We start from the raw sequence: 22,163 nt of genomic DNA on the forward strand, positions 1-22,163 counted from the left end.
CTCACCCGACCGGCTCCGCCGGCCAAGCTACCCGTGGAGCAAAGGCCGACCCTGCACTAACTTCGAACTTGGACCACCTCGTGGGGGCAGATCAGAACGACCTAACCTGGATCCGCGAACCTTTCCTTGAGGAAGCGCACGCGGTGGATCGGCTCGTCGTTCATGGGCACACGATCTTTGAGGATGCGCCAAATGCAACGCGATGGCGGCTCGGCATCGATAGTGGCGCTTACGCGACCGGCCGGTTGACCGGAGTGCGCTTCGATCCGGGTGGCCAAGTGCCAGCAATATGGCAGTCCGGGATCGGGCTGCTGCCAGCAATCGCGACGCCCTGGACGCAGCCGGCGCCTGCACCATAGACGCGCCATTGCGTAGCGTGATAATTGACGCAACCCGACGCACGGTAGCCTGCGCGATCCCCCAACAAACACTTCATCAAGACGAGCAGCTTTGCTGGATGAACCTGATGCTTCTTGCCTGCGCTGCACCGTAGCCGCAACGTACTGACTACGTATTCTGCTGCATAAAAGCTTTCCGACGCGTCGCCGCGCGCTTAGATCAGATCACCACCAAATCCGTCGCCACTATCTGCACAGCTGAGGGCGCCGGCTACTGGTTGTGGGTCGCAACCCCGTGACGGCTTCCGACCTGAGTTATGGCTTGAAGGCCGCTACATTTGGAGCGATGCCGATATCAACGCACGCCCACTCGCTAGAGCGTTATCGGTTTAATCTGGCTCGTATCCTGCGGCGAAGAAGTTGGCGCATTCATCGGGTGTGATCGTATCGATGATAGGCGCAAGCCCGCGACGAAGGTCGTGGTCTTCCAATGGCCGTGCGGGACGGGCAAGCGCAGCCGCTCGCCGCGCGGTGAACGCCTACGGGTACGGGCCATGTTGGTGGAGGTCCAAGTCTCATCGAGGAACACGGTAAGCGCTGTCCTCAGGCCACGGCTTTGAGGGCTGGCGTTGGCTGGTAAGCCCATGGCAGCAGATCATCGAGGTGCCGCTGCGGATGGCCCTCGACGATGCGGGTGATGATGTCAGCCAGATAGGCCTGCGGCTCGACGCCGACGAGCTTGCAGGTCTCGACCAGCGAGGCGATCACCGCCCAGTGCTCGCCTCCGCCGTCCGAACCAGCAAACAGGGCATTCTTGCGATTGAGGGCCAGCGGCCGGATCGCGCGCTCGACGGTGTTGGAGTCGATCTCGACACGCCCGTCGGCGAGGAACAGGCTCAGCCCCGCCCAGCGGCTCAGGGCGTAGCGGATCGCCTCCGCGAGGTTGCTCTTGCGGCTCAAGAGGCCGAGCTTCTCCCGCAACCACGCCTCCAGTGCATCGACCACGGGCCGGCTTCGTTCCTGACGGGCCGCCCGTCGCTCCTCGGCCGAGCGGCCGCGGATCTCGGCCTCCATCCGGTAGAGCACGGCAATGCGAGAGAGCGCTTCCGTGGCGATCGGCGAGGAGGCGGCGAGGTCATAGAATTGCCGACGCACATGGCTCCAGCAGTAGGCCAGCCGCACCGCGCCGCCCCTGGCCAGGCTCTCGTAGGCCGCGTAGCCGTCGACCTGCAGCACGCCTGCAAACCCGCACAGATGCGCGATCGGTCGTCCGGCTGTGCGGTCGGGCGCGTACACGTAGGCGACGCCGGGCGGATCCGTCCCGCCCCAGGGCCGGTCGTCGCGCGCATACGCCCAGAGCTGGCCGGTCTTGGTGCGGCCGCGGCCCGGGTCGAGCACCGGTGCCGTGGTCTCGTCGGCAAACAGCTTGCCCGAGCGCTTGAGCGTCTCCAGGAGCCGCTCGTGCACGGGCCGGAGGAGGAAGGCGGCGCGCCCGACCCAGTCGGCCAGCGTCGAGCGGTCGAGGCTGACGCCCTGGCGGGCAAAGATCTGCGCCTGCCGGTAGAGCGGCAGGTGGTCGGCGTATTTGGAGACGAGGACCTGCGCGATGAGAGCGTCGGTGGGTAGGCCGCCCTCGATCAGCCGCGCCGGCGCGGGTGCCTGCACAATTGCGTCCCCGCAGGCGCGGCAAGCGTAGCGCGGCGCCGGATCACCAGCACCCGGAACTGCGCCGGCACCACGTCGAGGCGCTCGGATACGTCCTCGCCGATTCGGTGCAGGGCACCCGAGCAGCATGGACAGGCGGTGCTGTCGATATCGACGAGGCACTCGACCCGCGGCAGGTGGGCGGGCAGCGCCCCACGGTTCGTGCGCCGCTTGACCCTCCGCGCCTCCTGCTTGGCGGGCTCGCTCTCCTCGGCGGCAAAGCCCGCGGCCTCGACCTGCTCGGCTTCCTCCAGCCCGAGCAGGAGTTGATCCTCGGGCAGGCTCTCGGCGCGGCGGCCAAACCGGTGGCGCTGCATGGCCAAGATGATCTGGCGCAGCCGCTCGTTCTCGGCGCGCTCCTCGGCGAGCAGCGCCTTGAGCGTCTCGGGATCGTCGGACGAGGGCGAAGCAGGCGCAGCCACAAAGTGGATGAGAGCAGATCCGCCAGTGACTTACCACTGCGATGAAGCCCGCTGGCCAGCCTTTTTACTCAGCCGGCAACCGCCGGTACGCTCACGGTACGCGCCGCATGGACGCGCTTCCAGTCCAAGCCTTCGACGAGCGCCGCGAGCTGCGCGGCGCTCAGCCTGACCACGCCGTCCTCGATCTTCGGCCAACAGAACTGACCCGCCTCCAAACGCTTGGTCGCGAGGACCAGCCCGCTTCCATCCCAGACCAGAAGCTTCACCCGATCAGCGCGCTTCGAGCGGAACACGTAGACCGTGCCCGAGAACGGATCTCCACCCATCGCGTCCCGGACCAGAGCGGCCAGCCCGTCCATGCCCTTACGGAAGTCCACCGGCCGCGTGGCCAGCATCACGCGCGCCGCGCCGGAGGGCCCGATCATAGGGGAGCCTTCAGCGCCCGGATCACCGCGGTGATCTGAGCCTGGCTTGCGTCCGCACCGATGCGCACCACGGCGCCGGCCATCTCCACTTCGATCCCGGTAGCAGGGCTGCCCAGAGGACGGATGCCGGCCCGGGGCGACGATGCGGATGACGCAGAGGCAGGCTCATCGAGGAGAACCGGTACGAAGGCCGCTGCCCTTCCACCGACTGTTGGCGCCTTCCGCGCCTCGCGCAGCCAGGTAAACAGGTGCTGCGGGCTCATCCCGTTCCGGCGCGCGACAACCGACACGACGGCACCCGGTGCCATGGCCTCAGCGAGGATCCGTCTGCGCTCGAACTGCGACCAACGCCGCCGGCCGCTCGCGGTGGTGATGACCTCAAGCCGCCGCACGGTCCGCGGCGGCTCGACCATATGCTCGACCATAGACACAAAACGATCCCACCCAGGGGCCGTCAGCATCATCCTCTACGCCGGCCAGCGAAAGGTGGGCTCCAAACATCGCATACGGAACACGAGGCGCGCAGGATCGAGATCGAGTTGGCCCTCGAACCACGCCTCGCGCGCGGCCTTCACGTCCGGGCGATCCTGCTCGGCGGCGTGAGCTGTCTTTTTTTGTAGATGAGGTCGCGCGCGTCGAGGAAGCTCCACAAGGTCCCGAGCCCGACCGTCAGATCATGCTCGTCCCATAGACGGGCGCGCATCTCCTCAGGGGTGATGTCGGCTTGCCCGTCGATCAGGCCGCGCAGAAACGCCTCGTGCGGATCAAGCTTCGAGCGACGCGCTCGCCCTTGCGGACGAGGCGCCACCGTCGCGGTCGTCGTCAGCGCGGCCATCCAGCGGATCAATGTCGCGACACCGACCTCAAGCGAGACTGCCGCCTGCCGGCGCGAGGTCGTTGCCGCAGCTTTCACCACCCGCTCGTGCAGATTCTGGCTGTAGGGCCGTCCCATCTGTCGCTCCTCCTCCAGAGCGATCAGTGGATCAGCCCACCCCTTACCTGTGACCCCCGCCGGATCGACTCGGTGCAAACCAAAAACGCTCTAACGGAAATACTGTGCTTTAATCGTCTCTACAACATCAGCCAGGATTGAACCCATCTCGTCGGCGACCTTGTTGCTCATAATATATTCATAAGCTAATGAATATTCTTCAATAATGTCGTCGACAGTAATCCCGCCTATCTCTTTCCTGCTGCGCTTCAGCTCGGACGTAATGGTTGTGTGGTAATCTTTCGGGACGACGATGCATGGCAGTTGATTGTATTTATCGCTCAGCAGCTTCGAAGCCTCCTCCCTAACGCCAAACACGATATTTTCGTCGAATGCACCAACCAATTTCATGTCCTGCATTTCTATCAAGTGATGATGCTCGTATTTCCTCAGTTTGCTGTATATCTCGCGAATTGCGACATCGTTTGTTGCATTCGAGGCTGCGGCAGCCTCGGAGATTCGCGCTCGGCGGCTGCTGTGGAGCTGCTCGCGAGATGCTGCTCGAAGCCTATTTAATTCATCATAGGTGCCGAATAGATGCCCGGACGGAGCGTTCCACACCTTGAACGTTTCACCCGGAGCGTTTGAAAGCTTGAATTCCAGAGGTTTTCCGAACCGCCGCTCGAAGATCTTGTGCGTTTCGGCCCGCCATCCCGCGGGAGTTAGGTAACGCGCGACGGGCGTCATCGTGCGTTTCAGGCTATACAAGTCCTTGTCCAAACCGTTTTCAAGACGGGTGACCATACTCGACGAGCCGTCAAGGACGACTTGATTCGCATAGCTGGCATCCGGAAAGATGCTCTTAGGCCGCCTGTCAAGGCTTTTTTGTAACCAGGCCGGCATTTTCTCCTTGAGCCATCGGATGGCCGCGCGGAGCTGTCGGTCCGCACCGGAAAGCTCGAACAGCGTGCGCAGCTGCTCTAGGAACGCCCGCAGCGGAGCCTCGGCAATAGATTGCAGATAGTTGATCACCGTCGCGGCGCGCCGGCCGAGCTCGCGGTATGCTGCCACCACTTCGCTTGCCACACGGTCCCAGTTGATTGATGTAAGGAAGCGTTTCGGATCGCCTAGGCCAAGCTTACGGATTGCTGCAAAGACTGCGTCAGCCGTATTACCGGTGATCCGCGCAGCATTACCGCCTGCACGCAAGAAGTCGCGCATGACGAGCCGCGCCGCCGCCCGCAGTGCTGAGCCCAGTTCTGGGATGAGGCCGATCAGGCATGTGGCAAGCGACAGCCAATTCAGGAAGCGCTTCCTTTCACTCTGGTCGCGCATGCGCAGCACGACTGCCACGATGTCACGTGCGTCGCCGATTTGGTCGACGACGGGGATCATCGTCACGACCATGTCCAGCACGATCTGACTGGAGCTCGGGTTTTCGTTGAACTCGCCCATCAACGAGCCGCCGATCCAGTTGGCAAGAGCCGCAACCTGATCGGCAAGTACGGAGCCGACTGTCCGTCTGGGAAGAGGCCTGGCAAGATCGCCGTGAGCAAACTCCATTCTGGCGCGGCCGTAAAAGTCGAGAAGAAAGGTGTCCAGTGAGAATTCCTGGCTGTTTAGAGTGTTTACCCGAGCGGGATAAGGTGTCCACCTGGCTGGGTTTTCGGAAAGAGTCGCGAACCGTGGAACAAAGCCTAACTTTTCTAGGCTGATGACGCCGGAGCCATTCGCGGTCAGCGAGGCTCGAGCGCCGTCGAGCCCTCGAAAATGTGCTGAAACGTCCGCGGCCGCCGTGCCGTCGCCGTTTAAGACGGTGAGCGTGCGCCGCTCCGCTTGGCGTTCTAGGCCTACCTGCCTCGCCGTACCACGCCCCGAAAGCGCCGCCCCAGCGTCCAGCGCTGCAACGGTCGAGCTTGCCGCCGTCGCGGCACCGCCGCTAGAAGTATTGGTCTTCACTGTCACCTTACATCGGCACTGTAAGGCCCCAAGTGTCGGCGAGATCAGGGTGCCCTGGCACGTACCCTTGTCGCCGTCACGCAATGTCAGGTTTCCGCTGCTGACCGCATGATCGTCCGCCTTAACCGTGCCGCCGCCGCCGCCGACCGCGTCGCCGTTGTTGGTGCACCCGATTACGGTGAACGGCAAAGGCGACAGCACCACCTCCGATCTGCCGACCGAAATCCTGCTTAGGCGATCAGTAAATTCGATGCTGCCGTCAGCCTTCCCGGGCGAGCTGGTTCCCGGGGCAACATCGTGCGAATAGCCCTTCAGGAGTACGCGTATGCCGCCGCTAGTCATGCACATGTGCCCCCCTCCCCAAGCTCAGAAAACTAGGTCCTGGCATCTCCGGATGCCGAACGAGCCGGGCGGTGCACAGGAACCCGAAGGACGACGGGGCAGACTCGGTCAATCCCCCGCTGGTCGATCACTATGCAAAGAATTCGCTGACAGACACAACGCAGCCTGCTCGCACCGTTCTCGATCGCCGCGCTGCTAGTGTCCTGCGATTGAAGTTTGTGGCAAAATCTGGGCGTGCTGGGAGGTGTAGATGGCCTACCGCCTGCCCACGTCTCTCGATCTAAGCTCCGAGGAGCGAGCCGAGCTTGAGAGCTGGGCTCGCCGTCGCAAGACACAAGACAGCCCAGGGGCTCGCCCTGCGCGCCAGAATCGTGCTGCTGGCCGCTGACAGGGCGAGCAATACCGCCATCACGGCAGAGCTGAACACGGGCAAGCACACGGTCGGCAAGTGGCGCGAGCGGTTCTCCCGTCTGCGCACGGACCAACTCCGCGACGAGCCTAGCTCAGGAGCACAGCACCGCCTCGGCGCGAAACTCAGGCGTGAAGGTTTGCTTCCGGTCTGCCATCAGAACCCTCCTTCAGGAAAAGAGCTCTCCACTTTTGCGGGGCAAGTCCACTCGGAACCGCGTCCGACCGCGTCGATGCCGTCGCTGTCGTGCGCTCTGCTGCGAGCGGAATGTGCCGTCATCGCGCCGCTGACTCCCCGAACAGAACCCCGCTTCTGCCGCCAGCCCCCTAGGCGTACTCCCACCGCCGCGTCGCCTAAATGACCAAAGTCAAGCTTCACCAGGAACTTGCTTCCATGCTATCGATTGCAGCGAAATTAGCGGCTCTCTGACAGGTGATGTACACGGTCTTCTCTATCCATTCGGGCCATGCCGGAAATGCGGGCATCATTGACGACTTCTATCGTCAAGGTGTTGCCACGCGAGGACTCAAGAAATTACCGCTTACCTGGTATTATCCGGCGAGCTATGCCACAACGTCTACTGTATCCATTAAGGCTGAGGGCGGTGGATTAGTTGCACAACTTCGTGATATATCACTCCTTCAGCGCGACAACGCGCATTTATGGATTGCACACGAAGTATTCGCATGTTCAGACAGCGAGTTTGCGCCAAGTTATCTCGATATAACGGTCGATGGAGTTCATCAATACTGGAAAAGGCTTAGCCTGAGGGCCGACGATGGTGTCGATATCTGGGCTGACGATCCCGCATTCTGGTCGTCGGTGACCGCTGGTGTCATTTACCAGCGGACCGGACGCACGGAAGAGGAAGACACCCGGCCGCTGCGGGTGTCGATCGCCGCGCGGACCAGCGTGGCGGATGAGGCGCCCAACGCCTATCTCAATCCGCTAGTTCTGCGCTTTCCTGTGGACGGCTCGCTCCCCGAGACCCGGGCCGACCTTGATTACCGCTCGGATGGGTCGTTGCTCGACATCCATCCCGGCCTTGGCCGGGGGGAGTTTGCGCGGCTCGCGCTGCACGCGGCGATGCGGCAGGGGTGGGCCGAAAGCCTCAGGCTGGCCGACGCGATGCCAGCCGTACCGAGGCTTTTGTTCGGCGAAGGTTGTCCGGCCGGGGCGGCTGCGATGTTTCCGTTGCTCGACGCGCTGGGCGGGGCTTTCTTCCTCGACAACGCGGCCGGAGGCGGCGAGGCCGCGTGGCGCTGGCATTCGACTCCAGAGGTTCGAAGCCACACCGACCTTCTCTGGCTGGCGAGACACTGCACTAGCCTTCTCGGCATCGAGCTCACGGATGAGCTGTCGCACCAGACGCCTTTGCCTGTGCTAGTGGATGAGGTTTCGAGGCATCGAAGGAATGAAACGACAGATGGCGTGACGAGAAACGACCTGACTGGGGAGCATCTGGAGGAGGCCCTAGCAAGGGCGGACGTGCCGCGGCTTGTGCGGTCGCTCGCCGCGAGGCGCGGTCCCGGGGAGGAAATCCGCAGGCGCGCGGCCGCGGCGGCATCAGAAACCGGCTTTCCGCATTTCAGCTTCGTTGAGGAGGTTGGGCGCGACCTGCTCCTGCCACGCTCGCCGATCCTGGCCACCCTGCCAACGCCGCCCCCATGGCTGGACAAGAAGGACATGCAGGCCTGGGAAGCGTTCCGCGAGAGGAACAGCTTCGGCCTTCTGTCCTCGCCGGTGGCGGCGGCAAGCTGGTGGTTTAAGCTCCTCGACCCGAAGGCATCAAAGCCGTTGAAACCGCTCCCAACCTGGGAGGTTGAGGGCGGCGCTTGGTGGTGGTCGTATTACGCGGCTCTGTTTCGCCGGCCCTACGGCTTCGCACCGAGATGGGAGCAGCCCGCCGGCTCCGGCGAGCTGGGCGAGGCGGTGCTCGGCGGGCTCGTTCTCGGAGGTCGCGGCAGGGCACTCACCGGTAACGTCGCTTCGGTGCTGAAGGTGAGGCTGCTGGCCGAGGGGCGGGAATGACCGAGGTCTTCGACTATCTCAAGCGGATCGCCGACGCGGTCCGCACCCAGCACGGGATGCCCGTCACCTGGGCGCACGTCGTCCACGCCTGCCTGCGTAAGGCCCAGGAATTGTCGGCCTATCAAGCCGAACGGCGACTGCTCCTTATGCAGCAGGCGCTCGAAAAGCGCGTGATCGACCGGCTGAGCGGCAGTTCCGGTCTTAGCGACGAGCAGCTGGCCGAGGCTGCGGCGCGCCTGGAAGAGTCGGAGGCCGACGGGCCAGCGAGTCGCTTCGTCCACGAGCGGATCCTGCGCTGGAGGTCCAGTGCCCGGCTCGACGTTCCAGACTGGACAGTCGACGTGTGGACCAACGTGCTGCGCGACTTCCACGTCGCAGGCGACGACTTCACGCGCTCATCCGCCTGGGCGCCCGAGCCCGTCGTCAAGGCCGAGGGAGCGCCGCCGCGGACGGATTGGCGCAGGGAGCTCAATGAACTCGTCGGTCTCGCGGCGGTCAAGCGTCAAGTCCTGGAGCTTAACGACTTCCTGCACGTCCAGCACGTCCGCGCGTCCCGCTCGGCTTCAAGAGGCAAGCCGGTGGACATCTCCCTGCACCAGATCTTCACCGGCAATCCCGGAACTGGCAAGACCAGCGTGGCCCGGATACTGGGCAACATCTACCGGGAGTTCGGGTACCTAAAGAGAGGGCATCTCGTCGAAGTCTCGCGGGCCGACCTAGTCGGGGCCGTGATTGGCGCCACGGAGGAGAATACACAGCGCAAGGTCGCGGAAGCGCTCGAAGGCGTCCTGTTCATTGACGAGGCCTACTCGCTGAGCGCCGCCGGCAATCAGGATTTCGGGCCGCGTGCCATTGACGTACTTCTTAAGATGATGGAAGATCATCGCGATGAATTTGTCCTTATTGTTGCTGGTTACCCAGACAAAATGAAGGAATTTCTTTCGTCAAATCCTGGACTTTCAAGTCGTTTTAATGAAATTCTCAGTTTCTCTGACTACTCCGAGGGTGAGCTTGCAGAAATCTTCAAGCGTCTTGCGGCGCGTCATGGATGCGACATCTCCCATCCGGAGCTGATGGCGAGCGTGTCGGTCTGGCTGAGCGCCAACAAAAGTGCGACGGGAGCGGCCTTCGGGAACGCGCGTGCCGTGCGCAACCTGTGGGAAAAGATGCTGAGGCGCCAAGCGTATCGTCTCAACCGCGCGGGCATGGTGGGGGAAAACGAGCCGGGATTGGATGTCCTGCTGCCAGAGGACGTTCCGAGCGACGTATAACGACGCCGGGGAGCGGCGGACTAAGAGGGGGGAGCAATGCCAGGTCCCGAAGACAGGCTAAAGGCGTCCGGCCAGCACGTCGCGATTGTTGGCGCGTTCAGCGTTGCGGACGACGAATCCGGCCGAGTGAAGACCGTCAGGTTCCGGGATGCGCCGGCCGCGATTGAGTTCGGACTGCGGGCGCAGCGCATCGAGGAAACGATCAGCGGCATCCATCCGTTCATGTCCCTGCGCATCAGCACGCCGGCCGAGCCAGTGGACGGCGACAGCACGAAGCTGCCGATCTCCGGCACGGCGCTGGAGCGCGAGCTTCTGAAGATCACCGGCAATCCCGCGCCAGAGGAGATCGGCGGCAAAATCGTCATGGACTTGATGCGTGGCCTGGACGAGCAGGCGCCGTTTTGGGATCCCAGCTTCGATGTGCTCCTCACCGAAGCCTATTATTTTTCTCGGATGTTTCGGCGCAGCGCTGGCGAGAAGGTCGGTGGCGTGGACCTGCACGAACTGATCTATGAGCCGGGCTTCAACAGGCTGCTAACCGCCTATCTGAGGGCGCCAGGGGAGGACGCGGCGGCAATCCTGGAGCTTACTAGAGACGCGTTTCCCGGCGATGCGTTCAGGCGGGGAACGGCCCCCCCGGAGCTCGTCAAGCTGCGCGACGACCTGCTCGACCACCTGCGCACCCTGCGGGCCTGGCTCAACCAAGCGACCGATGGCGATCGATTCGTGGTCCTTCAGAAGGATGCGGCGAAAGGGGCAGATGCGAGGATCGCCGGCGAGTTTGACCAGAAGCTGAGAAATCTTCCGATCCACGGCCACCGCGGCAAGTCACTGAAGGAAATCTATGCAGTTTACCGCGAAGCCCGCGACGTAGTTACCCAGATTGCGCGCTCCGAGCCGCTCATGGCCTTCGTCACCGCTTGGTACTTCTCTGCCTTCTCGTCGTCGCCCGATCCGCGGGAGAAGGCAAAGGCGATCCTTCAGACGCTCTACGTAGACAAGGGCTGGAAACCGACCAACATCGACGCGGCGCTGGAAAAGGAGCTTTTCGAACTCCACGCTCAAAAGCTACGGCAGCTTCATTCGCAGCGGTTCGGGGCGTCCGAAAAGCCGGCCGCCCGGGCCTCGGCCAACCTAATCGAAGCGACCATCAGTGAATGGGTCCGGCTGCGCAAGCCTGGGCGGGTCTTCCGTACCGACGAGCTGATTAAGGAAATGGGCAGGCTGTTCCTGCAGCTTTCCGATAAATTCATTCCAGGAATGAAGCAGATCCGCGAGCTTATCGACGAGGCGATGAAGCTAATTCTCAAGGCAGAGCGGGAGGTGGACGCGAACTTCACGGTCGTGCCGGAGGACGCAGACAAGCCGGTCGACGCCACGGCCGTGCTGCTCGAAGATAGGCTCATGCCGGTCTTTGCCTCGCTGGACAGAACGTTCGCCGAAATGCAGGCGGAGAAGTCCGTCAAGGAGCCGGTGGTGCTTGGCCTTGCCGAGACGCTTCAGGACGTTCTCAGCGCGGCAAAGGATGCTTCCGGAAAGGCTTTATGCGAAGCGGTGCTGAAGGCCGTGGCGGCAAGGTCAACGCAGGTCGTGAGCGCCGTTATGGAGCCTATAGCCACTAATCAGAAGGCGATCGACGAGCGGGGCGGAGTCTTGGAAAAGGCTGTGATCGCCGAGTGGAAGACTGCCTTCAGCTCCGGCGGCTTCGTCGCGGCCGGCGCGGCCGGCGGAATCAGCTGCCCCGACGTCATGGAGGACGATGTCGGCAGACGGGCAGAAAGCCTGCCGGAGGTCGCGCGGCTGGCCGTCGGGCAGAGGGTCGGCCTTCCCCTGGGTTTCGGAACGGACCCTGGCAAGGACGGCGAGTCGCCGCTCGCGTCGCCCAACAATCCGGCGCTCAGCTACAGCCCGTCGTTGGGCCTGACGGTCAACCTGCCGATGACCGAAAGCGAGCTCCTCGCCGCCGTCAAGGAGGGCGAGCGCGAAGCCGTCAGCGACGCCTTGAAGCCCGTTTGGGCGAGCATGGCCCAGGCGCAATCTGACGTGCTGAAGGCCAAGCGCAACATCATGGACGACGAGGAATTCCTCAACGTGGCGAAGGCGCCGCAAGACGCCGGCCGCCGTGCGCTCCTACGGGCGCTCATCTTCGGAGAGCATCTCCTGGCTGCGCCGGAGGCATCCTCCGTCCTCAACAAGCAGGACACGTCGGTATTCGCCAGGATTCTGTTCGAATGCATGCGCAGCGTCGGCGCCCGCAGCGAGTTCGAGCGCGACGGACGCTCGGCCCTCGAGAGACCGAGCGTCGACAAAGACCCCGGTTTCGCGGACGTTCCCATTAAGGACGTCCTGCAGATTAAGTCGATTGAGGACGGCACCGCGAGCATCGGCCGCTTTCTGGCCTATGTGGACGGCGAGGCGCAGCGCGTGCTGGCATTGCGCGACTACCTCGCAGATATGAAGGACGTGAAGACCCTCGCCGAAGAGCTGAGTCGGTCGGGCGATGGAGTCCTGACCATCGTCAACGCCACGATTGATGCGCGCGGCGAGATGGATCCAATAGAAATTGAAGCGATCTACGAGTCGCCCCTCGAGGGAGCGGTGCCGCCGCCGGCCGTGGTCTACGTCACCCGCCAAGCGTTTGCCGGCGGAAGCGGCTCCCTGGCCCCGCTCGAACGAAAACTGTTCGAGAAGGAGAACGCGCCGCTCCGCCGCGGTCCGGGTGGACAGACCCGTCTTCAGGAAGTGGCGCCTTACAGTCAGCTTGGCTTCCCGCTCTATGTCGGCAGGCAGCTCGAAGCGGCGCGCCTGCCCTCAATCGTCGCCGATGTCGACATGGCGGGCACGCTGGTGCTTGCGCTTTGCGGCATCAAGCGTCCCACAGGCGCCCTGGAAGGTGCATGGCAGGAGCTGCAGCGCGTCACCGGGACTCCCGCTAGCCCGAAAGACAGCCATCCGGAGTTCTGGCGCCGCTTCCTGTCGAGCGCACGGATTGAACCCCAGCTCTGGTGCAAGCTGACCGCCCACGCCATCGCTACTCGGCAAATGGAACACAAGGCGCCGGAGTTCAGGCGATCGTTGGTGGCGGCCATCCAGGCGGTCGCTTCTGCGGTCGACGGCAATGACGGTGCCGGGCTGCGCTCGCGCACTTGGTACGTCCACGACAGCCGATGGAAGCTAGTCCCTCCAGGTGTCGCGGCTATGCCCGTCGACGCCCCGAAGGTCTTCCTGGTGACCAAGGACAAACCGTCGGACGGTGCCTTGCCCAACGCGCAGGACGACCTTTTCGATCTAATCTGATGCGGCGACGCGAACGCAACCGATCCAAACTGGGACCGCGACATCATGGCAGACAGCTATGTGGTGAACTTCGAAGTCGGCAGTTGCGAGGTGTCTGGCTACCTGCTCCTCCAGCCTTTTCGCCTCAACGCTCTAGGGGAATTGCAGCCGATTACGGGAGAGGCGAAGCTGCTGGTCCAGATCCACTGGATAAAGCCGAAAGACGGCAAATTCCCATCTTACTCTGGACAGGTCCCGCAGCGCACAAGGATCAAGATTAGCGATCCAAAAACGAACACTATTTTAGAGATCAGCGATGTATCTGCGGAAACCGTAGTGTCGAGTCAAAGCGTCGACGTCGGCACTGCGCTCTGGCTTTTCAATGCAGTGGAGGGCAGCTCCGTCTCATTCACGCCGCAGGAGACGAGATCTCACAACCTGAAGGGCGGCAGCGGCTATTTTCCGTGGCAGGGCACCTTGCGCGGTTCGGGACAGGGCAGCAGCAACCGCATCAACGTCACCTATGCCGAAGGTGTATACAACGTCGCGCAGGACGGAACCTTGCGCGAGTTCGCAGTTCTCGGCCCAGCCAATGTTGACGGGTCCGGAACCTTCTTCAACCTTATCGCCGGCGCTCAACCTAACCAGACATTGCCGTCGGTCCAGTTTGAGGATGGGGCACGCAAAAAGACACTGGACTTTTTCGGACCAGATGCTGGCGCTTCGCAGATGGCTGGCGCCGAAGGTGCCGTCTTCGCCTTCAATGGCATCTTCAAAAAGGGCCAGCCGGCCGATCTCTTGCAGCTGATTCGTGACCTGAGCATTCCGCAGGATGCTGCCAACGCGCCAGTCAGCATCTGGACGGAGGCAGCATGGCGGGAAAGTCTATTATTCAGGGACATTGCTCAGTCGATCGAGGCGACATCGATGACGTCCGCAGCGAAAGCAGCCAGCTTCGCTATAGCCGACTCAGACTTCGAGGGGCTTTTGCTAAAAGGCCTTAGGTCGCGGGGCGGTCCTGCAGCGACGATGCTCTGAAAAAGCAGGTGAGGAAGGAGGATGTGGCGCGCGGAGATCGGCGGTAAAGACTTTATCTGCCAGAAAGTCGACCATGTGGCGCGTGCCGGGTATGCCGGCCATCTGCTGCTGTTTTCGCAAGACTTCGACGAAGGATCGCTGTGGGGTATCTCACACGGTCAGCCGCTGACGCTGGTTGATCGAGACGGCCGGTCGCTGGACTTGGTGGTCGATGCGCTCGTCGAACATTCCGACGGCTTCGGTGCTTTGCGGGCGGTCACGCCCGAACAGGCGTCGGCGCCGCCGCAGGGGATCACGAAGTTGGGCGGCATAACCGTTCATCAAAGGCGGAGGGGAGAAAGTCTCACCACCCTTCTCGGCCGGGTGGCCTTGCCGCGGGCCTACGAGGAAATCCGCCAAGGCATGGCCAAGGCTGACATTGAAGCCGCCATCCCGCCCGGAGGCTGCATCGTGACCTGGTCGGGCGAGAGCTCCAACCTCCGCAGTGCGCGCGGCGTGGCTGCAATGGCGCGGGGCTCCAGGGTGGTCGTTGGCGCGGCGCGCGGCCTCGCCGACAAGGCTTGGCGGATCATCACCCATAATCCCGGGGAAACCGAAAGGACAATGATCCTGGACCTGGCACGGGATCACTGGAGGCTCGCGGCCGGCGACAACCGACAAGACGGCTTCACTGTCTACGCTGAGCAGGCAGTGGAAACGCAATGGCAGACCCTTCAGAACCTTCTGGAGTCCAAGGCCGGCAGTGTTGAGATTGCGGATGGTCTGTGGATCCCTCTCTTGCCGATGACCGTCCGATATGGCGAGGAGGCTCTATTCGCCGCCGAGATCGTTGCGTCATTTGACTTAACGCGGCCCAGCAGCAGGGTGAACACTAGGTTCAATATCCGCGTGGTACCGGATCCGAAGCAGGATGTTGTCGCTGCTACGCCACGGGACTGGCAGCCGATCGTGGTGCTCGCCCGCGTCTCGGCGCCGGGAGTGACCGCGCAGCTGGTGGCCGTCGAGCCGGCTCCGGCGGATGATGGCGTCCCGGAGGAACTCGGCGGCTTGCCGGTTTGGCAATCGGGGGATGGCAAGCCGCTCGAAGCCGTCCAGCCCGTTCCGGGCTATGCGCGGGAACTGCAAGCGGCGCTTTACACACGCTGGACGCAAGGCGACCTAGTTCTCGTATGCCTCACCGAGGGCAACATCCCGATTCTCCTGGGTGCGCCGAGACGCAGGCTGGACGCCTACGAGACCGACGATGGTCCGGACGTAGTGCTACACGGCAAACGCCTCAGGCAGATCGCCGATGCCGACGACGCTTCAAAGCGCACCGTTGTGGAAATAGGCGGCGACGGCCGAGTGACTGTCGCCGCACCGGAGCAACTGGACTTGGCCGGAGGAATAGTGGTGGGGCCGAAGCTCGTCAGCATTGCGCGCGACATCGCGGTGAAGGGCAAGGTGGACGTGACGTGACAGCGGTCCGACTGGAGCGAAAGGCACTAAAATGACCGGCAACTCGGCCGAGCTGCGCTACCCCATACCAAGCGATGGGCAGACGCTCCGCAGCGGACATCTGCACGGGCTCGCTTTGCTTGCGGTACGTCAAAGCGCGCTTGGCGCGCAGGCCGGCCCCTGGGGGTTGTTCGTGCCTCCGGGGCAGCAGCCTGGCAATTGCAACGTCGTTACGGTCAAGGACGGCTTAGTCTCGGTGGAGAATCTAGCCATCTTGACCGCAACCGGCATCGCCCTTCGCGCAGATCGCTTAGAAACAAAGCTCAAGTCGAGCGGGGATGACCATTCTGGTCTGACCGTCTCGTGGACGCTTCCTGAAAAGGCGATTTCCGAGGACGAGGGCGCGCCAATCCTGCTTGCGTTGTCCCTTATGGGCGCAGGTCAAGCGCACTCCGTTGAAGCGTTAGGTTATATTGCCGCCGGAGCCAACAGGCGAGCCAAGCCGAATTGGGTGGCGACAGCGCCGCTTGTCACTCTCGGTGCGACGCCGGAGACCGCCGCGGCCGCTACCGAGCTGAACTCCGCCCTCGATCGGATCGCAGCCGCGACGGAAACGTCAGCGCGCGCTCCGGCCTTCGCGCGGCTACTGGTGCGGACGCTTCTATTGAGCTGCCGGCCCTTTCTGACGACTGGCAACCCGACCGCGGTCATGGCCAAGGTGTGCGAAAGCGTCATGTCCTCTCTCGCTCTGATGCGCGCCTTCGGAACCGAGAGCGAGGCCGGGGAAGCCAAGCGGCTGGAAGCTGAGGTATTGCCGCCGCCAAGCAGCGGCGCGGACGCAATCCTGCGGTGGATGGTCGGCCTCTGCGAACTCCTCGACGAGGACGGAGTCCTGAACGCCTGGCTGCGCGGATCGGAAGAAAGCCTATTGCCGCTGCCAGGCTTTCCAATCTCGGTGGGCGGCGCGATGCGGGAGTTTCGCTATGCGGTGCCGAAGGATGCGGCGCGGCTGCTCCGTCTCAGGTTTGAGGGCGACGACGCTTCAAACGGCGATGCGCCGCTCTTTCCCGTCATTCTCGCGCGGTTTGGCGATGAACCGTTCAAGCGCGTCCCTCTTGGTCGGGCGGATCAGGGTTTCACGGCGGCGATTGAGCCCGATAGCGGAGGCGGCAATCTTGAACTCAGGGTCCCGGTTCGTATCGAGCCGGTCGTTACGACGGTTAAGGGAACGTGACATTGGAAAACACCGCTATCACGGCGGATCTCGCCGCCAAGCGAGACACGGCCCGGCAGGCCGTCGCGGACTTCAACGGGGTGCTCACCAATCCGAGTCGCACCTCTCGCGATCTCGGCGCCGCGCTCGTCTCGCTGAGACGGTCCCGGGAACAGCTCGGAGCGCACTGGCCAGTAATCCGGGGATGGACCCAACTCCTGATTCATCGCGGCGACGTGAGCGAAGGCGAAATCTACGACATGATGAAGCTGGCCGGCTTCGTGCCGCGCCTTGCCGAGACCCGCATTGCACAGCTGGACCTGCATCTAGCGGCAGCGGTGTGGCCGGGCCTTTCCACCTTCCTCGGCGAGCCCGCGGTCGAAGGCATTGAACAGCATTGGTTCGACGAGTGGCTGGCACTGCACGCGCAGGCGCGCGGCAATGAGGATATGCTTGAAGACTGCGACGCGCTTCTGGAGCTGATGGCGCGACTGTTCGGAATGTCGCATAATGGCGCTATTCCTGCGAGCGCGGCCTGGGTCGGCGCATTGCACGAGCAGGCCGCCGCTTACGCGCTACAGGAGCGCGGACTGGACGATCCGGAGCGACCGCTCGTTACGCCGTCCCGCGATATAGCGGACCGGGCCTCGGCGCACGCCCTGGTCGCCTCACTCGGGGCGGTTTACAGCGAAGCACTCGCCAGCCCGAATCAGCCGGCTCGCCAGCTTGCCGCGCAGCTTGCCGGCCGGCCTGCTTACCTGCGCTCCGTGACCGGCGCGCTCGAATTGCGGAAAGGCGAGGAGTACGATGGTCCCGCAGCAGCCGCGCGCCGGCCCGAGTGGATTGAATTGCTCCTCGGATTCTGGGCGGCGGATAATGCGGTCGTCGCGGCACTTCTAGAGAAGCGATCGCTCATAAGACTGAACGCCCGCCGCGTGTTGGAGCCTCGGCCGATCATTTGGGTGGACGGGCAGGAGCAGCGGATCGCGCTCATTGGTCCTTCCGGCGCCGGCAAGACATCGTTGATGCTGGCTTCCTCAGAGCTGGCTGGAGTGCCCAAGGTTACAGTGTACCACGCCCTGGGTCCCGCTGGCGACGGTGAGGTAAAGGAGCTATGGGCGGATTGGCTGAATGGGGAGGCCAAGAATACCGAGCAGGAAAGCTTCATCGCCCGCACGGCAGTGGAAAATCTGTGCAGCTTTAGCTTCATCGACATCAGTGGAGAAAGCTACTTCCCGCAATCGCCTGACCGTCTACAGAGCCTAGAGGTAATCAGGCTTCGCTACGCCCGCCGGCCGCCGGCGGTTGTGATGCTGATGCTCAACGGCGGCAGGCCCCGAGAAATGGTCGCGGGCAAGAAGTTGGACGATGCGTTAGATGTGATCCGCAATAGTCCCCCGGAGTCGAAGGCCACGCCCGGCAGCCGCCCGCGTATTGCTTGGCCTGAGGAAGAGATCGACAATCAGGCGCTCAACCACAGTCGCCCAGTCTACCTGTTAGTCAGCCATGTCGACACGCTAATCGGTAATGTCCTGGCCGATCGCGACGACGCGCTAGCGCGCGGTATGAGGCCCGGGAAGGATTTGGTCGACCGACTCGAGAAGGCGCTCACCGATCATGTGCTGCGCTTTGAAGAACTTGGCCTCGAGCCGACGAGGGGCGGCGAGGCCGCTGCCCGTACTATCCTCATGCGCGATGCCGAGCTGCTCCGCTCGCCGTCCCTGCTCCGCCTCGTCCTCGATTCACTGGGGATTTTTTATGGCCCTGCTCAGTCTTGCGCAGCGGCCAATCTCGACAATCTTCATCTGCACTTCCTCCGCTCCGGAGGTGGCAAACCTCCCGTGACGCTTGGAGTGGAGGCGTTGTGGAAACATCTCTGGACGAAAACCAGACCGGCCAGCACGGGTGCCCGCAAGGCCGCGCTGAAGCTGCGCTTGGCGACACTCATCGAGACCGAGTTCAAGAAGGTCGCTGACAGGGTGGTCGCCTTCGACGACATCGAGCTACCCCGGCTGACGCGCGCCGCATTCCAGGCTGGGGCCGAAGCCGTCAACCTCGCCTCGATGAAGAAGGAGGTCCTCGAGTCGTTTAGAAGGCCAGATGGTGGCCTTCAGAATCTTCTGGGTGATGGAGCTGCACACAGCATCTTCGACGGCCGTTTCGGGGCCGAGTACAAAAACCTTGTCGGCCCCTACGACGAGAACCTCACTAGGCTGAATGATAAAATCGAGGCCGCGACACTTTCCGTCCTGGATCTCATGGGAATTCCTGCGGATGAAACTTTTGCGGAGTTTAACAGGAAGCGCTCTCTCATTTCAGGGGAGCAGAACCTCAAGCGCCTCCAGGGCTGGAGGCAACAATACCTTAGCGCCGTTCCTGGCCCAGCGCCCGTTGCCCCGACTGGCGACATCGACGAAGCGCGGCAGCTGCTGAACGGCCTCGGCAAAGCCGACACCACAAGGCAGGCGGGACGCCAGCTCCTTGAAAGGCTGCTGGAAGAGCACCAGAACATCGAGGAAGCGCGCCGGGAGACTGTGCGAACGCAGAGCATGTTTCACGCCTTGAGAGGCGCACTGAATGACTCATGCGTGTGGCGAAACATGCCAATCAACCCGGACAAGGCGATCGAGGACGGCTGGGCCGGCGCAGAAAGTTGGATCAAGAATCATCCTGCGCTCTGCATGTCCGAGGCGCTGTACACCAACTTTGCGAAGACGGTCGCGCAGAGCGAGGATGACTGGGTCAGCAGGATTGGACCGGCGATCCGGCTGTTGACGGGCTACCGGCCACTGCTGCCCACGCTGCACGTCAATCTTTTAGAAACTGACCAAGCCAAGATCCGCTCCGTAGAGGAGACCTACGCAAGGCTAGATGTTCGGGAGCGTGGTTTGGACGCGCTGAACGCTATCCGAAATCTCGCGGTTGTCGTCCGAGGCGGCGTGCCGCTCGCGACCCGGCTGCGCGCCATAGCCACGCTCGCAGCTCTGGGGCCGTTGCTGAGAAGCCTGAGCATTGACCCAGACAAGCTCGCGTCCGAGCCCGCCAATGCGGTCACCGCCTTCAACAGCGCCCAGACCGAACTAGACCTTGTTGATGTCAAATGGCGCAGCCGCAACCTGTTCGACTTCACTCGGCCGAACCCTGATCTTCTCAAGGCCATGAGCGGCTCTCTCGACAAAGTGAGGAATCAGCTCGCCGATTATGCCGCAAACGGGGGGCAGCCGGTAGGCGGGGAGGCCGGAGCATCTAGGGATGCGACGCAGCGCGCGATGCGGACGGTCGATTTAGCGCTATGGGTCGCTAGAAATATCGAAGAAGCCCCATTCAGTGCGCAATTTAGCGACTCAGGTACTGACCTTTATGATGCCTTCAGCCGAGAAATTCAGGCGGTAAGTGTGTCGATTAATAATTGCAAAGTCGCCCTGCAAAGATTTTATGACACGCTGCGCAATGCAATCCTTCACGAGCGATACCTTTATCTCGTAGAAGCCGGTCTGCTGGTCGGTGAGAATGCTGTCGCCAATAATCTTGCGGAGGTCTTCGCGGACCGCGATCATGGCTCGGAACTGCCGCTCGACTCCAAGGAAGCCCGCTACAAGCAGGTCGTGAAGACTCTGCTTTCGCGATTGGATACGGCATGAGCGGCGACGCGCTAACCTATGCACCTACGTCCGTCGGCTGGGCGCTCGACGCCGAAGCCGGCGTTGTCGCCCTAGTTGCCGGGCTCCTCGGTTCTGAGATTCAGGCCGACGAATTCGGCAAGAACATCACCGCCATCGGTCACCACCCGATCGGCAAGCGCTGGCTGGTCATCGGCAAGCCTACGGCAGTTCGGGAATTGCGGGGCCGGCTTATGGACGAGGGTAGCTACGCTGCGCTCGATTTCGATCCGTTCGCTGCCCTCGCCGGTTCATTGGCAGATGACAGTGCCCTGAGCTCCGCACTGGAAAAGGGGCCGCAGTTAGCGGCCTCGTCCATATTGAAAGACTTAGACACCGCAGCCAACTCGCGCCGGGGCAGCGATCTCTTCGCCCCGGAAGGAAGCGAATACCTAACTTTGGCCTATGCTGCTTTTCGTGGTGGTTCGCGTGCAGAACGCATGAAGTCGTACTGGTCTGTGCTGCCCGCTAGACTTCAAGCGCCTAAATTCCCACTATGCCGCTTCTCATTGATTGGGCAGCGGCGCACTGGCGAAAGCCTCAGCTCAGCATCCAAGACACATCATGGTGATTTCGCACAGGCGATCTCCGGGGCCCCGCTGATGACGCAACAAGCCGAAAGCGCCGCAAACGCGACTGCCGCCGCGGCTATGCAGGCCGAATTGGCCGCGCTGAAGTCGGAAATGGCGATGATAGCCGCGGCCGCTCGAGAGAATGCGGGTAGCCTCGCCCTCCTGCACGGTAAGCTTGCGGCCGGTTCAACAAAGGTAGCTCCGAAGGCAGCCGAATCAGCGACGCCGCCGACCATTAACGAGACTGCCAAGCGGGACGTGCCAGAGACCGCCCTCGGCGATCAAGTAGTGGGCGGTCGGCGGACGTCGCTGGTCGCCATCGGCACCCTGTTCTTGCTTGCTGTTAGCGTGGGCGTTGCCGGCTATGTAAGCAAGCGCGTCACTGACATCCGCGACCTAGTACAGGAGGGGGCACGGAATGCTAAAGCGGCAGGCGCCACATATGAGGACGTGCTCAAGGAAGCCGCCGCGATTCGAACCGCCTCTAACGAAGCGCAAGCGGTGCTATCAAGCGCGTCGCAGGATACTCAAAAAGCTTTGCTCAAAGCTTCGGAGGATGCAGGCGGCGAAATTGACCGGGCGCATGGAAGAGCCTTGACCGACTTTGAAGAGGTCCGGCGCACCGCCGTCGCGCACATTGAGCACGAGAATGAAACTCTCCGCAAGGCTCTGCTTTATGAAATCGAAAGTGAGCGGACGAGAGCCCTTGAAGAAATCCGGAAAGCAACCGCCGATGCGGTCGCGTGCATCAAGGTCCTGACCAGACGCGTCGCGCTCCGCGACCGAGCAGTCGCGCCATGTGGTAGCTCGACTTCCAACGATGGGCGGCAAGAAGATGGCCCTCACCAGTAGGGGCTGACCGAATTTTTATTGTGTTTGAGGCGCTGCGACTAAGGTGTCTCTGCAAACTGTTTCATTCGTGCGGGCGCGTCAGCTGTTTGCTCTCTCCAAGCGTATGTGGAAGTGGCGCCGCTCAGTCTGCCGAGCGCCGAAAGAGGTAAACTCGTAGGTTTCGTGTGCCTGCTCCAAGTTTGTGGAGACGCTCTAGCACTACTTTGGCAGGTTGAGGGAACGCACCGGGTGTTCGCGGATTCGCACGCCATGTCGAAGGACGTGGGTGATTGCGATGTCGGATG

At 62.6% G+C, this 22,163-nt stretch carries 12 protein-coding genes and 3 pseudogenes; 9 read left to right on the forward strand and 6 right to left on the reverse strand.

Annotated features, from left to right (window positions below; genetic code table 11):
- Positions 1-783 precede the first annotated feature (783 nt).
- From HNR00_RS24460 to HNR00_RS24485, 6 genes and pseudogenes are all read right to left on the reverse strand, one after another.
- Positions 784-927: pseudogene (locus HNR00_RS24460) on the reverse strand (IS630 family transposase); the annotation flags it as partial.
- A 14-nt stretch (positions 928-941) separates the two neighbouring features.
- Positions 942-2,464 (reverse strand): annotated as a pseudogene (gene tnpC / locus HNR00_RS24465) (IS66 family transposase).
- Positions 2,465-2,532: 68 nt separating this feature from the next.
- Positions 2,533-2,889: an IS66 family insertion sequence element accessory protein TnpB gene (tnpB, locus tag HNR00_RS24470; RefSeq protein WP_183574000.1), complete on the reverse strand. Its 357-nt coding sequence runs from the start codon at positions 2,887-2,889 to the stop codon at positions 2,533-2,535.
- Positions 2,886-3,353: an IS66-like element accessory protein TnpA gene (gene tnpA, locus HNR00_RS24475; RefSeq protein WP_183574002.1), complete on the reverse strand. Its 468-nt coding sequence runs from the start codon at positions 3,351-3,353 to the stop codon at positions 2,886-2,888. Before tnpA ends, tnpB begins: the two co-directional genes overlap by 4 nt.
- Before the next feature lie 45 nt (positions 3,354-3,398).
- Positions 3,399-3,841, reverse strand: a pseudogene (locus tag HNR00_RS24480) (transposase); the annotation flags it as partial.
- 90 nt (positions 3,842-3,931) lie between these two features.
- The gene (locus HNR00_RS24485; protein WP_183574004.1) at positions 3,932-6,121 is read right to left on the reverse strand and encodes a hypothetical protein; all 2,190 of its coding nucleotides are present in this window, start codon (positions 6,119-6,121) and stop codon (positions 3,932-3,934) included.
- A 371-nt stretch (positions 6,122-6,492) separates the two neighbouring features.
- Between HNR00_RS24485 and HNR00_RS26120 the strand changes: the two genes are divergently transcribed.
- From HNR00_RS26120 to HNR00_RS24530, 9 genes are all read left to right on the forward strand, one after another.
- Complete coding sequence (locus tag HNR00_RS26120; RefSeq protein ID WP_210306678.1) at positions 6,493-6,891, forward strand: COG3415 family protein; 399 nt, start codon at positions 6,493-6,495, stop codon at positions 6,889-6,891.
- A gap of 74 nt (positions 6,892-6,965) precedes the next feature.
- Positions 6,966-8,561, forward strand: coding sequence for a hypothetical protein (locus tag HNR00_RS24495; protein WP_183574006.1), 1,596 nt, complete (start codon positions 6,966-6,968; stop codon positions 8,559-8,561).
- Complete coding sequence (locus HNR00_RS24500; RefSeq protein WP_183574008.1) at positions 8,558-9,832, forward strand: AAA family ATPase; 1,275 nt, start codon at positions 8,558-8,560, stop codon at positions 9,830-9,832. The genes HNR00_RS24495 and HNR00_RS24500 overlap by 4 nt, the downstream gene beginning before the upstream one ends.
- A gap of 36 nt (positions 9,833-9,868) precedes the next feature.
- Positions 9,869-13,129, forward strand: a complete 3,261-nt coding sequence (locus HNR00_RS24505; RefSeq protein WP_183574010.1) for a hypothetical protein — start codon at positions 9,869-9,871, stop codon at positions 13,127-13,129.
- A gap of 45 nt (positions 13,130-13,174) precedes the next feature.
- The gene (locus HNR00_RS24510; protein WP_183574012.1) at positions 13,175-14,146 is read left to right on the forward strand and encodes a hypothetical protein; all 972 of its coding nucleotides are present in this window, start codon (positions 13,175-13,177) and stop codon (positions 14,144-14,146) included.
- Positions 14,147-14,167: 21 nt separating this feature from the next.
- A complete protein-coding gene (locus HNR00_RS24515; protein ID WP_183574014.1) occupies positions 14,168-15,604 on the forward strand; it encodes a hypothetical protein in 1,437 nt (478 codons plus the stop codon).
- 31 nt (positions 15,605-15,635) lie between these two features.
- On the forward strand, positions 15,636-16,817 hold the full coding sequence (locus HNR00_RS24520) for a hypothetical protein (protein ID WP_183574016.1): 1,182 nt from the start codon (positions 15,636-15,638) through the stop codon (positions 16,815-16,817).
- Between the two features lie 2 nt (positions 16,818-16,819).
- Positions 16,820-20,437 carry a hypothetical protein gene (locus HNR00_RS24525; protein WP_183574018.1) on the forward strand — a complete coding sequence of 1,206 codons (3,618 nt, stop codon included), beginning with the start codon at positions 16,820-16,822 and terminating at the stop codon, positions 20,435-20,437.
- A complete protein-coding gene (locus tag HNR00_RS24530) occupies positions 20,434-21,879 on the forward strand; it encodes a hypothetical protein (RefSeq protein ID WP_183574020.1) in 1,446 nt (481 codons plus the stop codon). Before HNR00_RS24525 ends, HNR00_RS24530 begins: the two co-directional genes overlap by 4 nt.
- Positions 21,880-22,163 lie beyond the last annotated feature (284 nt).

The organism is Methylorubrum rhodinum (assembly GCF_014199935.1).
In the GTDB taxonomy this organism is placed as follows: Bacteria; Pseudomonadota; Alphaproteobacteria; order Rhizobiales; family Beijerinckiaceae; genus Methylobacterium; species Methylobacterium rhodinum.